The sequence below is a fragment of the Pseudoalteromonas sp. H105 genome, from assembly GCF_001469215.1.
In the GTDB taxonomy this organism is placed as follows: Bacteria; Pseudomonadota; Gammaproteobacteria; order Enterobacterales; family Alteromonadaceae; genus Pseudoalteromonas.
The window spans coordinates 231,988-248,783 of the sequence record NZ_LOFH01000002.1 but is presented as its reverse complement, the minus strand read 5'-3'; the positions used below and the strand labels follow the sequence as shown (position 1 = coordinate 248,783).

Annotated in this window: 17 protein-coding genes; 8 read left to right on the top strand and 9 right to left on the bottom strand. The window is 38.9% G+C overall.

Features of this window, described 5'->3' with window-relative positions:
- Positions 1 to 44 precede the first annotated feature (44 nt).
- Entirely contained in the window at positions 45 to 1,346 is a 1,302-nt protein-coding gene (locus ATS75_RS04670; RefSeq protein ID WP_058559267.1) for a DEAD/DEAH box helicase, read from the bottom strand.
- A gap of 280 nt (positions 1,347 to 1,626) precedes the next feature.
- Here ATS75_RS04670 and ATS75_RS04665 point away from each other — a divergent pair, with 280 nt between their 5' ends.
- Both ATS75_RS04665 and ATS75_RS04660 read left to right on the top strand, forming a co-directional pair.
- Positions 1,627 to 2,094 carry a DUF3015 family protein gene (locus tag ATS75_RS04665; RefSeq protein ID WP_058559570.1) on the top strand — a complete coding sequence of 156 codons (468 nt, stop codon included), beginning with the start codon at positions 1,627 to 1,629 and terminating at the stop codon, positions 2,092 to 2,094.
- A 40-nt stretch (positions 2,095 to 2,134) separates the two neighbouring features.
- On the top strand, positions 2,135 to 3,952 hold the full coding sequence (locus ATS75_RS04660) for a DUF4105 domain-containing protein (protein ID WP_058559266.1): 1,818 nt from the start codon (positions 2,135 to 2,137) through the stop codon (positions 3,950 to 3,952).
- 49 nt (positions 3,953 to 4,001) lie between these two features.
- Here ATS75_RS04660 and dapA read toward each other — a convergent pair whose 3' ends face one another.
- On the bottom strand, positions 4,002 to 4,919 hold the full coding sequence (dapA, locus tag ATS75_RS04655) for a 4-hydroxy-tetrahydrodipicolinate synthase (RefSeq protein ID WP_058559265.1): 918 nt from the start codon (positions 4,917 to 4,919) through the stop codon (positions 4,002 to 4,004).
- A gap of 169 nt (positions 4,920 to 5,088) precedes the next feature.
- On the opposite strand from dapA, the gene ATS75_RS04650 reads away from it, so the two are divergent.
- Together ATS75_RS04650 and ATS75_RS04645 are read left to right on the top strand one after the other, a co-directional pair.
- Positions 5,089 to 5,742 (top strand): DUF6058 family natural product biosynthesis protein, encoded by a 654-nt coding sequence (locus ATS75_RS04650; RefSeq protein ID WP_058559264.1) that lies wholly within the window; start codon positions 5,089 to 5,091, stop codon positions 5,740 to 5,742.
- A gap of 327 nt (positions 5,743 to 6,069) precedes the next feature.
- Positions 6,070 to 6,429: a hypothetical protein gene (locus ATS75_RS04645; RefSeq protein WP_058559263.1), complete on the top strand. Its 360-nt coding sequence runs from the start codon at positions 6,070 to 6,072 to the stop codon at positions 6,427 to 6,429.
- Here ATS75_RS04645 and ATS75_RS04640 read toward each other — a convergent pair.
- Entirely contained in the window at positions 6,426 to 7,283 is an 858-nt protein-coding gene (locus ATS75_RS04640) for a sterol desaturase family protein (RefSeq protein WP_058559262.1), read from the bottom strand. The genes ATS75_RS04645 and ATS75_RS04640 overlap by 4 nt on opposite strands.
- The gene (locus tag ATS75_RS04635; protein ID WP_152996183.1) at positions 7,273 to 7,725 is read right to left on the bottom strand and encodes an SRPBCC family protein; all 453 of its coding nucleotides are present in this window, start codon (positions 7,723 to 7,725) and stop codon (positions 7,273 to 7,275) included. The genes ATS75_RS04640 and ATS75_RS04635 overlap by 11 nt, the downstream gene beginning before the upstream one ends.
- Positions 7,726 to 7,801: 76 nt before the next feature.
- On the opposite strand from ATS75_RS04635, the gene ATS75_RS04630 reads away from it, so the two are divergent.
- Positions 7,802 to 8,797: an AraC family transcriptional regulator gene (locus tag ATS75_RS04630; protein WP_058559569.1), complete on the top strand. Its 996-nt coding sequence runs from the start codon at positions 7,802 to 7,804 to the stop codon at positions 8,795 to 8,797.
- A gap of 250 nt (positions 8,798 to 9,047) precedes the next feature.
- On the opposite strand, the gene ATS75_RS04625 is transcribed toward ATS75_RS04630, so the two are convergent.
- Positions 9,048 to 9,332 (bottom strand): hypothetical protein, encoded by a 285-nt coding sequence (locus ATS75_RS04625; RefSeq protein ID WP_058559260.1) that lies wholly within the window; start codon positions 9,330 to 9,332, stop codon positions 9,048 to 9,050.
- Between the two features lie 209 nt (positions 9,333 to 9,541).
- On the opposite strand from ATS75_RS04625, the gene ATS75_RS04620 reads away from it, so the two are divergent.
- Together ATS75_RS04620 and ykgO are read left to right on the top strand one after the other, a co-directional pair.
- Positions 9,542 to 9,793 (top strand): type B 50S ribosomal protein L31, encoded by a 252-nt coding sequence (locus ATS75_RS04620; protein WP_058559259.1) that lies wholly within the window; start codon positions 9,542 to 9,544, stop codon positions 9,791 to 9,793.
- Between the two features lie 9 nt (positions 9,794 to 9,802).
- Positions 9,803 to 9,940: a type B 50S ribosomal protein L36 gene (gene ykgO, locus ATS75_RS04615; protein WP_058559258.1), complete on the top strand. Its 138-nt coding sequence runs from the start codon at positions 9,803 to 9,805 to the stop codon at positions 9,938 to 9,940.
- A 60-nt stretch (positions 9,941 to 10,000) separates the two neighbouring features.
- Here ykgO and ATS75_RS04610 read toward each other — a convergent pair whose 3' ends face one another.
- Positions 10,001 to 10,390, bottom strand: a complete 390-nt coding sequence (locus tag ATS75_RS04610) for a cytochrome b562 (protein WP_058559257.1) — start codon at positions 10,388 to 10,390, stop codon at positions 10,001 to 10,003.
- A 147-nt stretch (positions 10,391 to 10,537) separates the two neighbouring features.
- On the opposite strand from ATS75_RS04610, the gene ATS75_RS04605 reads away from it, so the two are divergent.
- Entirely contained in the window at positions 10,538 to 11,614 is a 1,077-nt protein-coding gene (locus ATS75_RS04605) for an ABC transporter substrate-binding protein (RefSeq protein ID WP_058559256.1), read from the top strand.
- A 246-nt stretch (positions 11,615 to 11,860) separates the two neighbouring features.
- On the opposite strand, the gene ATS75_RS04600 is transcribed toward ATS75_RS04605, so the two are convergent.
- From ATS75_RS04600 to ATS75_RS04590, 3 genes are all read right to left on the bottom strand, one after another.
- Positions 11,861 to 13,633: a sugar phosphorylase gene (locus ATS75_RS04600; protein ID WP_058559255.1), complete on the bottom strand. Its 1,773-nt coding sequence runs from the start codon at positions 13,631 to 13,633 to the stop codon at positions 11,861 to 11,863.
- Positions 13,634 to 13,710: 77 nt separating this feature from the next.
- On the bottom strand, positions 13,711 to 14,931 hold the full coding sequence (locus ATS75_RS04595; protein ID WP_058559254.1) for a hypothetical protein: 1,221 nt from the start codon (positions 14,929 to 14,931) through the stop codon (positions 13,711 to 13,713).
- Complete coding sequence (locus ATS75_RS04590) at positions 14,924 to 16,666, bottom strand: HAD-IIB family hydrolase (protein ID WP_058559253.1); 1,743 nt, start codon at positions 16,664 to 16,666, stop codon at positions 14,924 to 14,926. Before ATS75_RS04590 ends, ATS75_RS04595 begins: the two co-directional genes overlap by 8 nt.
- Positions 16,667 to 16,796: the final 130 nt, after the last annotated feature.

Sequence of the window (16,796 nt, the reverse complement as noted above, 5' to 3'; positions counted from 1 at the left end):
CCTGATTACTCAGGCTTTTTTATTACTATAAACACCACGTAACACTATTTTTTTAGCGCTAACTTTTCACCTTTAAGGGATTTTCTGACACCAGAAATACGTGAGCGATTTTTAGCTCTCGCTTCACCAGTTGCTTGTCCGGATGGTTTATTTGTATGGCTGCGGCGTAAATGCGATGGCTTTTTACCAATTTTATCAATCAATACGTCGCGGTTACTCACTTCATAGCCTTGTAAAAACTGGCGTTTTATTTTTTGACCAATTAATGTTTCGATTTCAAACAACATGTTCTCTTCTTCACGGCTGACAAACGAGATTGCTTCACCATGATTCCCCGCACGACCCGTTCTACCTATACGATGGACATAATCTTCAGCAAGCCACGGTAGGTCAATATTAATAACGCGAGGAAGGCCATCAATATCGATGCCACGAGCAGCCACTTCAGTGGCAACTAGAACACGTACTTTACCTTCTTTAAAGTCACGAAGTGCACGGCGTCGATTACCTTGTGTTTTATCGCCATGGCATACGGCCGCTGGGATACCATCAAGATTTAGCTCTTTTACTAGTACATCAGCCGTGTCTTTCATGTTTACGAAAACTAGAACTTGCTGCCAATTTTTCTTACCAATAAGTTCAGATAAGAGCTCTTGTTTACGACGCTCTTCAACAGGGTAAACAACATGATTCACCGTTGCTGCAGTACTGTTTGTTTGATCAACTCGCACTATTTCAGCTTGTGTTAACACTTTACTAGCAAACTGTTTAATGGCCGCAGGGAAAGTTGCTGAAAACAATAAAATTTGACGTTCTTCTGCACAGCCATTGATGACGGTCTGCATGTCAGTAATAAAACCCATATCAAGCATACGGTCTGCTTCATCAAGTACCAAATGTTTAACCTGCGCAAGACTCAAATTACCTAACCGTATATGGTCAAGTAATCGACCCGGTGTAGCAACAACGATATCAACACCTTCTTTTAAGCCATTGGCTTGTCCGGCAATGTTTACGCCGCCAAATAAACACACGGTTTTAAGTGATGTGTATTTAGCAAAATCTTTAATATTATTCGCAATTTGCTCTGCCAATTCACGTGTAGGTGCAAGTACTAAGGCACGAGGCGCATTAGTTGCAGTGCGCGCAACTTCAGATAATTTATGAATAATAGGCAATGAAAACGCAGCCGTTTTACCTGTCCCGGTTTGGGCGCTAGCTAAAACATCTTTGCCTTTACGTACTGCAGGAATAGCACCACGTTGAATGGGCGTAAGGGTGTGATAGTTAAGTTCATCTAACGCCTGAATAAGTTCAGGAGAAAAACTAAAAGATTTAAAATTCATGCTGTATTACCTACGGCCACATATCAAGGGGGTCGCAAATTATACAGTAAAAATGAAACAACCGTTAGTTAAAACAACTTTAAACACTCGTTTATCCTTGGCTATTCCACAATCCGATTTTTAAGTCACACGAAACAGGTTAAATCTCACCCATCAGCACTTCGTGTCCCCGTACCTTTTCTTACATTTTTATACAGGGCTAATATTGCATTTAATTAAAGGTTATGTGTATTATCCAGCAGCCTTTAAAGAAGGCCTCATTTATAATAAGGATAAACTAATGATAAAAAGATGTTTAGGTGCTGCAGTTTTAGCAACTGCATTTATTTCTATGCCGTCACAAGCAAATAATGGCATTAACCCATGGCAAGAATGTGGTATTGGCGCAATGGTGTTCCCAGAAAATGGAGTTGCTGCAGCAATCTCTAACGTGATTTGGGATTTAGGTACAACGGCCGTTTCATCAAACATCTCTTCAGTAGACAGCTGTGAAGGCGCAAACGTCAAAACTGCGCAATTTATTCAGCAAACTTTCCCAGTACTTGAGCAAGAAATTGCACAAGGCGAAGGCGAATACATTTCAGCAATGTTAAATGTACGTGGTTGTGACGCAGTTGCTCATCAACAAATCATCAGCAACGTTCGAACTAACTTTGCCAATGCACCTGTAGATAACGCACAAGCCTTTTATGAATTAGTAGAAAGTAACATTTCAACTAACTTTTCATCTGAATGCGCTGCGATCTAAATCTTTAAGGGCTTAACGGCCCTTTATTCTCGGTTAAAAAATGAACTTAAATATCCCTCTCATTAGTTTTTTTTTGTTTCTCTCTTTTTCAAGTTTCGCTATTAATTCACCAGACTCCCTAGCTAAAAATCCAACGTGGTTAAAGTTAGGCCATTACAAGAGCAACACAAAATCCGATAGCTATATTACCAACAACTCGTTTTTTTTGGCTATAGATGGAAAAAACAACCCGCTTTCGGAGCTTAAAGCTACGCTTCATGCCTTTGATACTGACAGAACTATGCAGTGTAAGTACCCTGCTCGCTATCAATGGTTGATAGAACAAGGGGTCACTTTTAAGCAAGACGATGTAGACTGTCCCGATCTAGAAAAATGGCGTGAAAGCCAAAAGATTCACTCTGTTAGCCTCGTGTTTGCGTCTGGCTATATGAGTAATCCTGCATCGTTATACGGTCACCTGTTACTTAAGTTGAACCGCTCAACACACACAAAGAATCAACTGTTAGATTACAGTATTAATTACGGGGCACATGTTCCAGAAAATGAGAACGGCCTTATTTATATAACAAAAGGTTTATTTGGTGGCTATAAAGCAGGCTTTTCAGATCAGCTTTTTTACCGCCATCAACATAACTACGGTGAAATAGAGTTGAGGGATTTGTGGGAGTACACGCTTAATTTTTCAACTCGAGATGTGACTTTTATCGCTAATCATTTATGGGAACTGTTAGGTACAGAGTTTGATTATTATTTTGCTGATGAGAATTGTGCATACCACCTTGCACAAATTATTGAATTAGTTATCGGTGATCAGCTGACACAATCCAGTACCCCTTGGGTGATACCTGCCACTATTTTCTCACGCTTGGAAAATGCGCAATATAAAGGCAAAAAAGCGGTAAATAGAATTAAGTTTACGCCTTCTAGGCAGACTTTATTTAACAAACATTTAGATGCCCTTACAAAGGAAGAGAACGCTTATGTTCAGCAAATTTACGTGTCCCCGAAGGTGCTTTCACACAGTAACTTTTTGGCTTTACCTATTCACTCTCAAAAAGCAATCATTGGCGCACTATTTGAACTTGTACAACTTAAACAAATACAAAAGCAATCACCCATTCTGACTAATAATTTAAAAAAAGCCTTGATAAAAGCGCGATTAAAGTTACCCATGGGTGAGAATAAACATCATTTTAACTATACCAAACAACCTCCGCATAAAGCACAAAAGGCATCGAGTACGTCTTTTACAGCAGTCCATGGTGCCGCTAATAATTATTTTAAAGCAGGCTTTAGGCTTAGTTATTTTGATTCACTTGCCTCTGATTTTGCGCGTATTCCTTTTTCTAACTTAGAAATGCTAGATACAGAGATAGCCATTAATAATAACAATATTTATGTTAATAAAGTTCACCTGTTAGATTTAGAGTCTTATAATCCTAATGTATTAGCCTGGGCCAATGAAACAAAGTGGTCTTGGAAAATAAACCTCGGCTTTGAGCGGCAAGACTTTTTGTGTACTTCATGCAAAAGTGCTTTTGCTGTGGGAGGAATTGGACAATCATGGCAAATTAATAACCATCTTATAGCATATATGCTGATTAACGGCACCTTAGGCGATTTACCTATCAACACTCACTTTTATGACTCATCTATTGAAACAGGTATACTGACTGGCAATAAATCAGGTATAAAATTCAAGGTATCATATGAGCAATCTTACCTACATAATGAATTGCCAGGAACAGCACACCTAGAAGTATCAATGCCTATAACCCCAGATTTTGATGTGAGGTTTGCAATTAACCATGCACATGAATCAGTGTGGCAAATAAAACTAAATTACTACTGGCAATAGTATGTTATCCAGCCCATCGCGTATGGGCTGGAAGAGGTAGGGTAAAAAGCTAAGATAAAATCAACACAGTCTCTTTATCAAGATTTTCAGCTACATGCCCCACAATATCTTGCCCTTTAAGCTGGTTAATAAGGGCTTTTCCTTCATTCTGCTGTTCATCGTTAAGCGGCGTGTAAGGCATTCTAAATACTGGCTTAACTGCGCCGGTCATCATTAAGGCCGTGTTTATTGCAATCGGATTAGGTTCACAAAACAACCAACTGATTAATGGTTGTAACGTCGTGTTTAACTCGTCGCTCTTTGTATCCATTAACTGACGAAACAACCCCGGGATCAAATTAGACGTGACTGAAATCACACCATGTGATTGATAAATATGACGCGCATCATGTGCTTCGTCATCGTTGCCTGACCAACACGCAATACCTTGTTGTTCATAATGGTTAATTCTCTCGTTACCGCCACACTCTTTAACACCGATAAAATTTTCATGTTGTGCTAAAGGCTCAATGATATCAGGTGTTAAATCTTGTCCAGTTCGCCCTGCTACATTGTAGATAAAAGCTGGGCCTATGGCTAAAACGCGATTAAAGTGCTCTTTAACACCTGTTATCGATGTACGCCCATAATAAGGATTAATTTGTAATGAGGCATCCATTCCACTTGCAAACCCATACTGCGTTGCTTTGATTGCCTCACGAGTATTGTTACTTCCAGTGTTGCCTACAATGACGAGTTTATCTGAGTATTTATTAACACTGTGAGCAATTAACATTAAATGCTCTTCCCAGTTCATTAATTGCCCTTCACCGGTCGTGCCACCAACAACAATGCCGTCAACACCACCCGCTATTTGCTCCTCAACTAACTGATCGTATGTGCCTAGGTCAATCTCACCTGTTGATAAGTAAGGAGTTTTGATTGCGGTAATAAGACTTGCTTGTTTAATTTGTTCTAGGGTGCGCATAAATATATATTCTGAAAAAAACTTGATGTAGTTGTACCATAACTGACTTTATTTTGGGAGTTTTGCATAATGAAATAATAAAATTACTTGTTTTATATGAAGCCCTAGGTCAAAATAAACACTGTACAAATAAACAGTTGTTTTATTTTCTAACTTTGAGTGTCAATTTATGCGTTTATCACGATTTTTAGCGACCCATTTTTACCATAGCGAAGAACTTTGCCAAGCGTTAGCGATTGATGAAGATACGCTGTCTCAGTGGCAGGAATCAGGATTATTTCCAAAACCAAGCTATTGCATTAAAAATACGCTCAGTTGCAGCTCTTACTCTGGTTTGTATGAATGTGAAGAATATGATGACTATTATCCACGCGGCTGTGTTAATTGGGGGCAAAACTTGGCAAAACAAAAAATTACATCGTCGAGTCACGCGTTTAATTTCTTCGCACAACAATACATGGCTGCGCTTAGTAAACTGGCTCAACAAGGGTTTGAATTTAACGAAGAGCTGTTTGGCTGCGGCATTGAAGAACATCTACAACAAGTGTGGCAACAATTTTTATGCAGTAAGTATGGCGTACTTACACAAAATGGCTTAATTGACGAAATAGCAGCGGTCGACATAGGACGCTTAGTGGTGGACGACATTACTGAGCTACGCACTAAAGCAAGCCTTAACCAAGATGAGCGAACACAGCTTCACCCAGCAATGAAACTATTAAATCGTGCACTGAGCCACGGTGCAGACCATGAAAAACAACACACATTAAGAACACACTATATAGAGGCTCTGATTCTTAAGTATGATTTATCGGTTAAATAAGGCCGTTAATACTGCTGACCCCTTAGAAATGTATTTTGGTCATTATTTCAATCATATTGATAAACGATTAAAGTTATAAGTTGCTGATATTAATTGTTTTATCTAGCCGCTAAAAAGTAACCATGATAATTTTTGCTAAAAATATAGCCTTTACTTTTGCATTTTCTGTGTTTGCAACTAATCTTAATTTGGATATATATAGGGACTTGTTATACGCCTCCCAGTGCTAACTATAATTAATGACATAAAAATATAATTAGGTGGAATATTTCTCCTTTTTTGCAATAGATATTGCAACAGTTCAAAACTCAATTGCTAAGGAAAGCTATGAATAACAATAAAATAACTTACTCAGTAAGGGCCTTAGCCGTCATTTCATTTATTGCTATTTGCATTAAATATTTTAGGCCTAATGAAATAAGTTTTTATATATTACTTACTCCTTACCTTATTATCTATCTGTTATCTAAGGACTATCATGATTTTAAAACGGCATGTATAAGAGCCTGCTCTGCCATTTTAAGTGTTATATTCGTGCCTTATTTAGTCTTTGGAATTGAACTTGATATCCATGCTGGCATGGGGATATTGCTTATTTTTATATCGCAACTAACAGCGATTACTTCCTCGGAACTAATCATTTTATTTTTATTAAATAAAGGCTCTGAAAATACAACTAAGTGTTAGCGATCGGGTCGTGGTTTATACATGCTTTTTTTATTTTTAGTCTTTACTAAATGACTGGGGTAACCAAATACCACTTTTAACTTTTCTTTCAAATGGGTCGCTGAATTAAACTGTGTTAGCATGATACGCCATTGCATCACACTAATTGTCCAAGGGTTCGTGCTATCACAATCACCCATAATACCGTACTGATTTTGGTCCTTATCACGCTCTTGCGCAAAGGTACCAAAAAGTTTATCCCACACAATTAATACCCCTGCAAAGTTTTTATCAATATACCCCTTATTAATAGCGTGATGAACACGATGATGTGAAGGTGTATTAAAAAGATATTCTAGCCACCCTAGCCTGCCAACAATCTGAGTGTGTATAAAAAATTGATACGCTAAATTAATTCCAACAACCATGATCATAAACCGTGGTTCAAACCCAATTATGATCATGGGTAACCAGAATAGCCACATACCGACAACAGGGTAAAAAATACTTTGTCTGAACGCAGTCGTAAAATTCATGTTCTTTGAACTATGATGCACAACATGTGCAGCCCAAAACCAATGAATATGATGAGAAGCACGATGAAACCAATAATATAAAAAATCCTGCAATATAAACGCTATAAAAATAGTAAACGGGTTCAAATCTATGCTAAACAATGAGTATTGATGTAACCAATAAAAAAAAGGAAGTAGTAGTAAAACAGATAATGCATCACTTAACTGATGCATTAAGGCAAGCATCGTGTTCGCCAGTGAATCTTTGACCTCGTAATAACGGCGAAATTTAATAAACTCAAATACGATGAATACAAAAAAAATTGGGCTCAATGCCAGTAATATCAGCTCAACTCGCATCGCAATAAGCCTTAAGTTTTATTAATGCTTTTTTTAAATCATGTGTTATGAGCAATCTTAACAACCAAGTAGGTTGCCACCACTTGGCATCACAGTGGATAAGATAAGTTAACTGACACCCCGCTTTTAAAGGGTTTACTTTAATCATCGCAGAATGATTTTTAACCGGTGAAGGCCCTGCAATATAATATTCCAGAGTGTATAAATCAGTTTGCTTTACATGTTCTATAAACTGATAACCTAGCATAGTTACCTGACGCCGAACGACACCTTCCTCTGCGGAAATAATTGAAAATGAGGCGTTAAAAAATCGATTTAACCGCACGTGATCGCACAAAGTACTTAATACTGTTTCAGCTGAGCTGTGAATATGCTGTGATTGAAGTATACAAATTGCCATTAAAATAGACTCATAACGGTGTCCAACTATTAGCGCTAGCATAATCAGAACATTGCTGGCAGACTTGTGATAAAGCGACAAGTTTTTGTCTTTAGGCGACACCTATGATTACCAATTTATGAATACAACCTCAGATATTTATTTTTCAAGTGTGCTCAACTACTTATCACAAAAAGGGTTATGTAAGCAGACTTGCTTACAACAAATAGGCTTTTCAGAGTTTAAAGAAAAGGTAATTGGTGATCGTGTTTCATTAATTCACTACCAAGCACTATTAGAGCTCGGTAAGCAAAACTGTGAAGACCCACTATTTGGGTTTCATTTAGGCCAAGATATACGTACAGCAGACTACGGGGTTCTGGGTTATTTAATTGAATCTAGCCGTGACTTAGCGGCTGCCATTGACTCATTATTGCACTACGACACCTTAGTGGCAGATATTGGTACAGCCAACTTTAGTTATAATAAACAAATCGCAACAATATGTTGGACACCAAAAAATCAATGTTCAGAGCAAGTCGTTCTTCGCAATATGACCGCTTGGGTGGCTGTTGTACGACACTTATTAGACCCAGATCTAGCGCCCAAATGTTTACACTTTGTGCACCCATTTACCAAACTACAATTACACCAATTAAGTAACTGGTTTGGCTGTGACGTAAAAGGCGGCATGACTTCGAATAAGATTGATTTTCCGCATGATTATTTACAATTTAAATTTTCTAGTGATAACCCAATAATGCATCACACGTTAACGCAACTTTCAAAAGAGCAGTTAACTGATATTCAATCAGGTCAACGGGTCTCACAGCGTGTCATGAGCATTTTAATGAGCAAACAAGACTTACATGGCGTTAACCAACCTATCGTTGCTAATGCATTAAATTTAACCCCACGCACTTTACAACGAAAACTAAAGCGTGAGCACTGCACATTTGCTCATTTACTCGACCAAGAACGAAAACGACGATATGCTTTATTGGCCGATACTTTGAGCTTGGGAGAGATTGCCGCTGTTCTTGGCTTTAATGAGCAAAGCTCGTTTAATCGCGCATTTAAGCGTTGGTATGGCTGTGCGCCAAACGCGTTTAGTATACATTACACCCAGATTTAGCGTAATGAGACAGTAAAAGTGCAAAAGATTAGTGGGAACACCCTAATTGAGCTTTATGAAAATAAACATTTAACGTGACGCCTTTACGTTAATTATCTCAGGTATCAGAGCCCGATTATCAGTAACAGGGAAACAGCCAGACCTAGATTGCTCTGCTGAGCGAAAGAATTATCGACTCAACTGTTCGCGAAAACACCACGGATTTAATATAAAAACGTCGTATTAACGCGAACTATTGTATGTTAAGGGTTTATTCTTGATGCTCAAACTGGCCGCGGTAAACTTCAAACACCTTTAAAACGGTGTGTTGCGCTTTATTTAAACCATCAAACCAAGCGTCAAATAGGTCATCGTCATCCTGATCGCTCAGCGCTAAATATTGCGCGAGTAACTCTACGATGTCATTGTGAGTGCAACTAAGAGGATCGATCTGCTGGGCGAGTAATGAGTTATCTCTACTACGTAATGTGTCCATTACACCTTGATCGATCTGTTGAGTTTGCACGTGGGTAGTCTCTTGTGTGTGTTCGCTCATTATAAAGCTTGCCTCCTGTTGCTCGGTTACACCTTATTTATAACAGGCTAAACCTCAATAGCTAGTTTTTTTGTACTGACTGCTTATCTTTTGAATCATTTGTACAAATTACAGACAGCACCATCATTTAATGAGCAAAAAACTTTTTGCAAACGATTCTTATTCACTGTAAATTACAGATACATTATCACATAACAATGAGCCATATTATGAAACCAAATATACACCCTGATTACCAAACCGTTGCTTTTCACGACACCGCAGCAGACAGCTATTTTATTATTGGTTCGACTATAAAAACCAATCGTACTATTGAGCTTGACGGTAAAACATATCCATATGTGCCAATTGACGTATCAAGTGATTCTCATCCTTTCTACACAGGTAAACAAAAAACAGTGGCAAGTGATGGTCGTGTTGCTGCGTTTAATCGCCGCTTTAAAAACCTGTCTGCGAAATAAGGGTTACCCATGAAAGTACTAAGTTCACTAAAGAGCGCTAAAAGCCGCCCAGGATGTCAAATAGTAAAACGAAAAGGCCGTGTGTTTGTAATTTGTAAAGACAATCCACGTTTTAAAGCCGTACAAGGTATGAAAAAGAAAGGATAGAAGTAGTCATTTTTGCATGGACCTATGTGCGCTTATAATTAGCGCACATAACAAATAGTACTATTTTCCAAATAGTATCTCCCAAAAACCAGGCGGCTCATGCAGCTCATGATACTCTTTACGTAATTCGTCGATTAATTTTAAAGGCGCTTTAGCCGCCTCCAATCCCTGCTCATTTGCGAGTTTTTTTGCATACTTAGCTTTTACTAATACCTTATCAAGCCCTTGAACTGATTTTTTTGCTTCTTTATTAAACTTAGTAAGCTGACTTACCTCTACTAACTTAATAAACTCATCAATAGCGAGATTAAACTTTTTAACGTCAGTTGCTTGCACACTTTTCTTATAGGCAAGCCCCATATTTTTCATGGTTGTTCCCAACTTAGTAACCTCAGCCGACAATACTGAATGACTAAACATAAGTACTACAATGTATAAAAATGCTTTCATTTAATAACCCTAAAAGACGATTGCTGTGGATATGCTAAGGTTAGTATTATATAGCACCCTATTAGCAAATATAACCTTTGTGCTGTGTTCATCTTTGTTGTGCTTTAATCAAGCGCACTTTAAATTATAAGTTTTAATTGAGTCCTAATGCATTTAACCCAAATTCTTCGCTTTATAGTGAGTGTTTTCTGTTTATTTTTTACATTAAATAGCCACGCCCTTGAAGTCACTTTTGTGAACCCTGGCTATTCTGAAGACAATACATCAGAAAACAGCACAGGTAATTTTTGGTATAAAGTAGCTAAGCTAATGGATAATGCAGCTGATGACTTAGGAATAAAACTAAACGTCAAATATGCCAATCGAAATCATATTGTGATGAAAGCGCTTATTCGAGACGCAATTAAAGATCAGCCTGATTATTTAATACTCGTTGATGAAAAAAGTGTCTCCAGTGACTTTATAACTAAAATAAACACCCATAATATTCCCATTTTATTTCTACTTAACCCACCCTCACCAAATCAACGGGTAATGCTTAAAGAACGTGGGCTCAATATAATAGGAAGTGTGAGTCCTGATAACCGCAATGTGGGTCGCATGCTCGCACAAGCTCTTTTTGAGGAACATAGTAACCATTCTGATGCGCCTGCCAATATGCTGGCGCTACTTGGTGATTACTCAACTCCTGCGTCAATTGAACGCACAGAAGGGTTGATGGATTACGTTTCTCGCTCAAAGATCACGCTAATTGCAAAAGATGTGGCAAATTGGTCTGAAAATGAAAGCTTTATAAAAACAGTGGCTTTTTTACATTTAGCCCCTGAAATAAACCTTATTTGGTGCGCAAATGATGCCATTGCCTTTGGTGCTAAACGTGCCCTAAAAAAACTCAATAAAGAAGCAACAGTAAAGGTTGGCGGCATAAATTGGGATGCAACACCAAAAACATTAAAACCACTTGATGCCTCATATGGAGGTCATGTTTTGCTGGGCGCTTATGCATTAGTCATCTTATATGATCACCATAAAAAACCTCTAATTTGGCCTATACCTCATAACACTTACCCGATATTTACTCGTTTAACAGCAGAAAATAAAGCATTAATTTCGCTTATCAATAAAAATAGCTTAGATGACGTTAATTTTAAAAATTTCAGCAAAACAACCGAACATTGGCAAGCATTTACTATAGGTAATCTCCTTAAAGAGCTTGAGAAATAAGACTGTAAAGGGGATTTACAGTCTTCATTATTTACACCTGACACAGCCCGAAAAAAGTTTGAGGAAGAAGCATTTTGGTTACTTAGCCTGAAAGTTTACTTCTTATTCCTTCGCGCTTACCTGCTAAGCCAATATTTATACTCAAGGAGGTGGTGCTGATGATCTTCTTTATCAAATAGCAACAGGTATAGGCTTCTCAGATTAATAGGGCTGAAAAGCCTTTCAATTATATGAACAATGACCGCACTATTGCCGATTCGATAACCACAACGCTTGATAAGGTGAAAGCGCAATATTTTGATGCTCATCATTGACCGTCTCACCGCTTATCAACTCAAACCATTGCTCAGTGTCTATTAAGTTTAAATCCGCAAGTAACAAGGTCTGTACTTTGTCACTGATATTATAAACACAAAATATACTTTGTCGGCGATCAATACTTTGTCGCCAAAAACCAAATAAGGCACCACTTAAATGCAAAGTAAATTGAGTTGCATTCGGGTGAAATGCATCTTGTTGCTTGCGTATAGCCAATAATGTATTGATATTATTAAACACATGATGATGATGACTTGACTCATCAGCTAACTTATCAAGTAATGCAGCTTCTTGCCAACGGTGACGATTAATACAACGATTGTGTTGACTGTTTTCAAAACGCTCATAATCATTCGTGGTGCCAAGCAAGCTATGAATATACAACCCTGGTATGCCTTCAAGGGCAAACATAATGGCATGCGCACATATAAACCGCTTCAATCCCCACTGGTCAACGCCTTTGTGTGTCCCTTGTAAAGCATCAAATAAAGCGATGTTTAACTCATAAGGTGAACGCGTCCCGTTATTAGCTGTACGCATGGATACCTTAGCACCAAAGCAACTAACAGTATTGACAATATTGCCTATTTCATCTTCACTGAGCAACCCTTCAACGGGGCGTAAACCGATACCATCGTGAGAAGCTATAAAATTAAAGTATGCCGTGCCATTTTGGGCCGGTGGCATGCTCATCATCCAATGCTTTAAGGCTTTGCTATCGCCGCTTAATAACGTGTGAAGTAGCAAAGGAGGTAACGAGAAGTTATAAATACAGTGCGCTTCATTTGCGTTACCAAAATAGGATAGGTTTTCTTTATTTGGAATATTGGTTTCTGTAATGATAATAGCGTTTGGCTCAACATGTTCAATCAGCGTACGTAATAGCCTGATCACCTCATGCGTTTGCGCAAGATTAATGCACGATGTGTTAAGTTCTTTCCAAAGAAAAGCCACCGCATCAAGCCGAAATATTTTTACCCCATTATCTAAGTAATGACGGATGATACCAATAAACTCATTCAGTACTAACGGGTTTGCAAAGTCCAAATCCACTTGATCAGGGCTAAACGTACACCATACATGGCGCTCACCAAACGCTGTTTGAACGGTATTGAGTAATGGCGATGTTCGCGGTCGCACGACTTTAGAAAGATCATCGTCTAAGCTGGCCGTTTTAAAGTAACTCACGCCAGGCTCTTTGCCCTGCAAAAAATTCTCAAACCAACGACTACGACTCGAACAATGATTAATCACCAAATCAGCCATTAGTTTGACATCTTTTGCGATGCTGCGTATGTCATCCCAGCTGCCTAGTGCCTCATTTACTTGCACATAGTTCATCACAGCAAACCCTTCATCAGAACTATATGGATAAAAAGGCAAAATATGCAACGAGTTAATGCTCCCTGCACATTGACTTTTTATAAATCGATGCAACGTATGCAAAGGTGGCTCATTAGGCACAGCGACAGCCTGATCCTTATCACCGTGACGCATAATTGAGTCACCATACGCAATAAGCACAATATCTTGTTGATCCCATCTATTTTTGTGTGGAGTGGGATCCCTCACCGCATCGTCTTTTAACATCGTAGTAATTAACATGCTGGCCAATGCGTTAATGCTCATACATAAATCTACACCGTCATAGATGCTTGATAAATGTTGCTCAACTCGTTGTTCAAATAGCGCTTTGTTCATTGCCCTACCTTTCATATTTAGTCTGTGGCTGTAAATGCCAATCGGAGGTTATCTTATAAGTTATACCTACTCTCACATTATGAAAATTCATTGTTATCAAGTTCAACAGCTTCTTCTAAGCGAGCAAAAACATCAGGCATAGCAGAGGCTACACGGTTCCAACTCGGCACGAATGGCGCTTCCATTGGGTGCTGTAAAAAGTGCTGACCCGCATTCATTATATTTTGTGCGAACATTTCAACCGCTTTTTCCTCTTGGTGAATATCGAGCGTCAATCCATTCATCATGGCGTCGTTGTGATAGGTTTCGATAAAGTCTAACGCAATACGGTAGTAAGTCGCTTTTAATGAACGAATGGTCTCTGTGGTGAAGGTCACCCCCTGTGTAGCCAACTTCCGAAACAGCGCTTTTGTAATATCAATAGACATTTTTGATAAGCCAGCAGCTTGATTATCAAGTGATAAGTTCTGGTGTTTATGATCATAATTGTCAGCAATATCAACTTGGCATAAACGGTTATGCGAATAGTTGCGATACATTTCAGAAAGCACACCAATTTCTAATCCCCAGTCACTTGGGATCCGAATATCATTGAGGACGTCTCGGCGAAACGAAAACTCACCGGCAAGTGGGTACCTGAACGAGTCCATGTATTCTAAATAATCCGTTGTTCCTAAAATAGTCTTAAATGAACGTAACAAAGGAGTTACTAATAAACGTGAGACACGACCATTTATTTTCCCATCGGCTGTGCGTGGGTAAAAACCTTTGCAAAACTCATAATTAAATCGCGGGTGCGCAACAGGGTAAATTAAGCGAGCCAGCAATCCGCGGTCATAGGTTAAAATATCACAGTCATGCAACGCGATAGACTCCACCTTAGCCGTCGCCAGTTTATACCCCATGCAATACCAAACATTACGGCCTTTGCCTAACTCTCTGGGTGCAACGCCTAACTGTTGTAGTTCTTTATCTAAGGCTTGGAGACGTGGCCCTTCGTTCCAGAGTACTTTGTGAGGCTGATCAAGCTCAGCAAAAAATCTTAATGCACTTCGGTACTGACTTTCATCTGCTCTGTCTAAACCAATAGTAATTTGTGATAAATAAGGTACATGCTTTAATTCCTTCACTATATTTTGCAACGCAGGTCCTTCGAGTTCACTATACAACGACGGTAAAATAAGCCCCATCGGACGCTGCTTTGAAAACTCTACAAGTTCTGCTTCTAGCGCTTCTACAGGTCGGTCTGCAATGTTATGTAAGGTCGTAATGATGCCGTTTTGATAAAAATCAGCCATGTGATTGCTCCTTTGTTGGCGCTAAGTGCGTTTTAATTATTTGTAAATCAGCGATCTCATCAATCCAGCCCAGCGGTGCAGGTCGCTCACTAACAAGCCATGGTTTATGTGCTAATTTAGCTTTTGCTTTGCTATGGGGGTTGCTGATTAATATGGCGATATCTGCGGCATCAAGCATAGCCATGTCATTATGGCTATCACCCAATGCAATCGTTGTGAATGGACGACGATGGTTGTTTTTATATTGGTTCAATAACCAGTTTTGTGCCTTCCCTTTATGAGTTTGCTTATTCAAATGAATAAACCGACCCCCAGCAAGCACTTCATAGCCGACAGCCGTCATTTTTTTGATAAACTCACCGCGCTGCAGCTCTGTCCCCTGCCAATAAATAGGATCTGAGTATTCGCGAGTTAACGCCAATTTACTTTGCGCTTCATTGAGCCCAGTTAAGGTTGCGACCTCTTGACAGGAAAGCTCACTAAAAAGCTTAAAACTCGCGCTTAAATCAGACGCATACTCAATGAGATCGGCATGAAATGATTTATTACTTGGCGCTAACGCATATCGCCAATACCCTTCAAGCTCTTCACACCCAATCGGCTTTAATGTGAAATAATTTTTTGGAATATACACAGCTGAACCATTTTCGGTAATAAAAGGTTGCTGGTGATTTAGCGATCGTTGAAGCTGTATTACCTCAGCAAATGTTTTGCTCGTATTGAACACAACAGGAATCGCTGCCTCAGTGAGCCTAGCTAAAAATGGAGTAATCGCTTCACAATCGTAATCTTCATGATTGAGTAGCGTGCCATCGAGATCAGTAAAAATCAGTGGCATAGGCACTGAATCAGCTTTTAAAGACATAGACACAATGTCACGGGCTTTATCCAATGTGAGTAATGCATTGACCTGCTCAGGCATAACTTTTAGGTTTTCACGAGTAATGCGTTCAAAATGTGAAATAAACCTGACTAGGCTGGTTTCATCAAATGTACCGTGCCCAACGCCTTTGTTTGCAAGCAATTTTTGTTCTTGTTCAAGACGCCAGCCATAAACAGCTTTAAATGAAGGGGCTTTCAACATAATGGTGTAATCTATTAGATTGAACACACCTTGATATTCATTCGCCAAACAACTATTTACACAGCGACGCCAAATACCGTCTTGATCATGCTTTTCTTCCAGCTCATTTATTGGCTGCTCTAGTTGATATGGCTGCTGTGCTTTGCTTGCAACACACCATCCCTCAAAAATAATGATATCGATGGGTTTCGTGTTTTTGTGCCACTGCTCACGCGGAGCAGGATCGTCAGTTTGTTTATTAAACTCAGGCACAGAGACGTCCACTTTGCCTGCCAACAGATCTTTTATTGTTTGCTGCATTAACGCGGTATCATGCGTACCTGGCACCCCTCTTGAACTAAATAAAGGGTGTATATCATCAGCTAACTTGGCGCGTACAGCCCGGCTATGATAAAAATCATCCACAGAAAGGCTCATACAATTGAGCTCTGTATTGGTGTTTATCCATGTTACTAAAAAATCCGCCAAGGTTGTTTTACCTGATCCTTGGCAGCCATTAATAGCAACAAGCATTGCCTGCGTTGAGCCTTTAGCTGAAATAATATCTTCAGCTAAAGGAATAAAATAGTGTTCACTTAAATATTGATATTTAAGGGGAAGCTGGTGCTTAGCTAAAAACGGGGTAATATCCACTATATTGGTCTCTTGCATAAAAGCGCTTATCTCAGTATGACATATAAAGAGAAATGCAGTTTGTAGACCAATATTAAAAGTACTTTAATTTTAGCAAGTTAAAAAAATAGCGCATATTTAATGCGCTATTTTGGTGCAATTAATTAAC

What these genes read in the sequence shown, in the direction of transcription:
- ATS75_RS04590 (WP_058559253.1), bottom strand. Translation starts at nt 16,666, where the DNA reads ATGCAAGAGACCAATATAGTGGATATTACCCCGTTTTTAGCTAAGCAC.
- ATS75_RS04670 (WP_058559267.1), bottom strand. Translation starts at nt 1,346, where the DNA reads ATGAATTTTAAATCTTTTAGTTTTTCTCCTGAACTTATTCAGGCGTTA.
- ATS75_RS04650 (WP_058559264.1), top strand. Translation starts at nt 5,089, where the DNA reads ATGCGTTTATCACGATTTTTAGCGACCCATTTTTACCATAGCGAAGAA.
- ATS75_RS04605 (WP_058559256.1), top strand. Translation starts at nt 10,538, where the DNA reads ATGCATTTAACCCAAATTCTTCGCTTTATAGTGAGTGTTTTCTGTTTA.
- ATS75_RS04610 (WP_058559257.1), bottom strand. Translation starts at nt 10,390, where the DNA reads ATGAAAGCATTTTTATACATTGTAGTACTTATGTTTAGTCATTCAGTA.
- ATS75_RS04665 (WP_058559570.1), top strand. Translation starts at nt 1,627, where the DNA reads ATGATAAAAAGATGTTTAGGTGCTGCAGTTTTAGCAACTGCATTTATT.
- ATS75_RS04625 (WP_058559260.1), bottom strand. Translation starts at nt 9,332, where the DNA reads ATGAGCGAACACACACAAGAGACTACCCACGTGCAAACTCAACAGATC.
- ATS75_RS04635 (WP_152996183.1), bottom strand. Translation starts at nt 7,725, where the DNA reads ATGCTAGCGCTAATAGTTGGACACCGTTATGAGTCTATTTTAATGGCA.
- ATS75_RS04645 (WP_058559263.1), top strand. Translation starts at nt 6,070, where the DNA reads ATGAATAACAATAAAATAACTTACTCAGTAAGGGCCTTAGCCGTCATT.
- ATS75_RS04620 (WP_058559259.1), top strand. Translation starts at nt 9,542, where the DNA reads ATGAAACCAAATATACACCCTGATTACCAAACCGTTGCTTTTCACGAC.
- ATS75_RS04600 (WP_058559255.1), bottom strand. Translation starts at nt 13,633, where the DNA reads ATGAACAAAGCGCTATTTGAACAACGAGTTGAGCAACATTTATCAAGC.
- ATS75_RS04630 (WP_058559569.1), top strand. Translation starts at nt 7,802, where the DNA reads ATGAATACAACCTCAGATATTTATTTTTCAAGTGTGCTCAACTACTTA.
- dapA (WP_058559265.1), bottom strand. Translation starts at nt 4,919, where the DNA reads ATGCGCACCCTAGAACAAATTAAACAAGCAAGTCTTATTACCGCAATC.
- ykgO (WP_058559258.1), top strand. Translation starts at nt 9,803, where the DNA reads ATGAAAGTACTAAGTTCACTAAAGAGCGCTAAAAGCCGCCCAGGATGT.
- ATS75_RS04660 (WP_058559266.1), top strand. Translation starts at nt 2,135, where the DNA reads ATGAACTTAAATATCCCTCTCATTAGTTTTTTTTTGTTTCTCTCTTTT.
- ATS75_RS04640 (WP_058559262.1), bottom strand. Translation starts at nt 7,283, where the DNA reads ATGCGAGTTGAGCTGATATTACTGGCATTGAGCCCAATTTTTTTTGTA.
- ATS75_RS04595 (WP_058559254.1), bottom strand. Translation starts at nt 14,931, where the DNA reads ATGGCTGATTTTTATCAAAACGGCATCATTACGACCTTACATAACATT.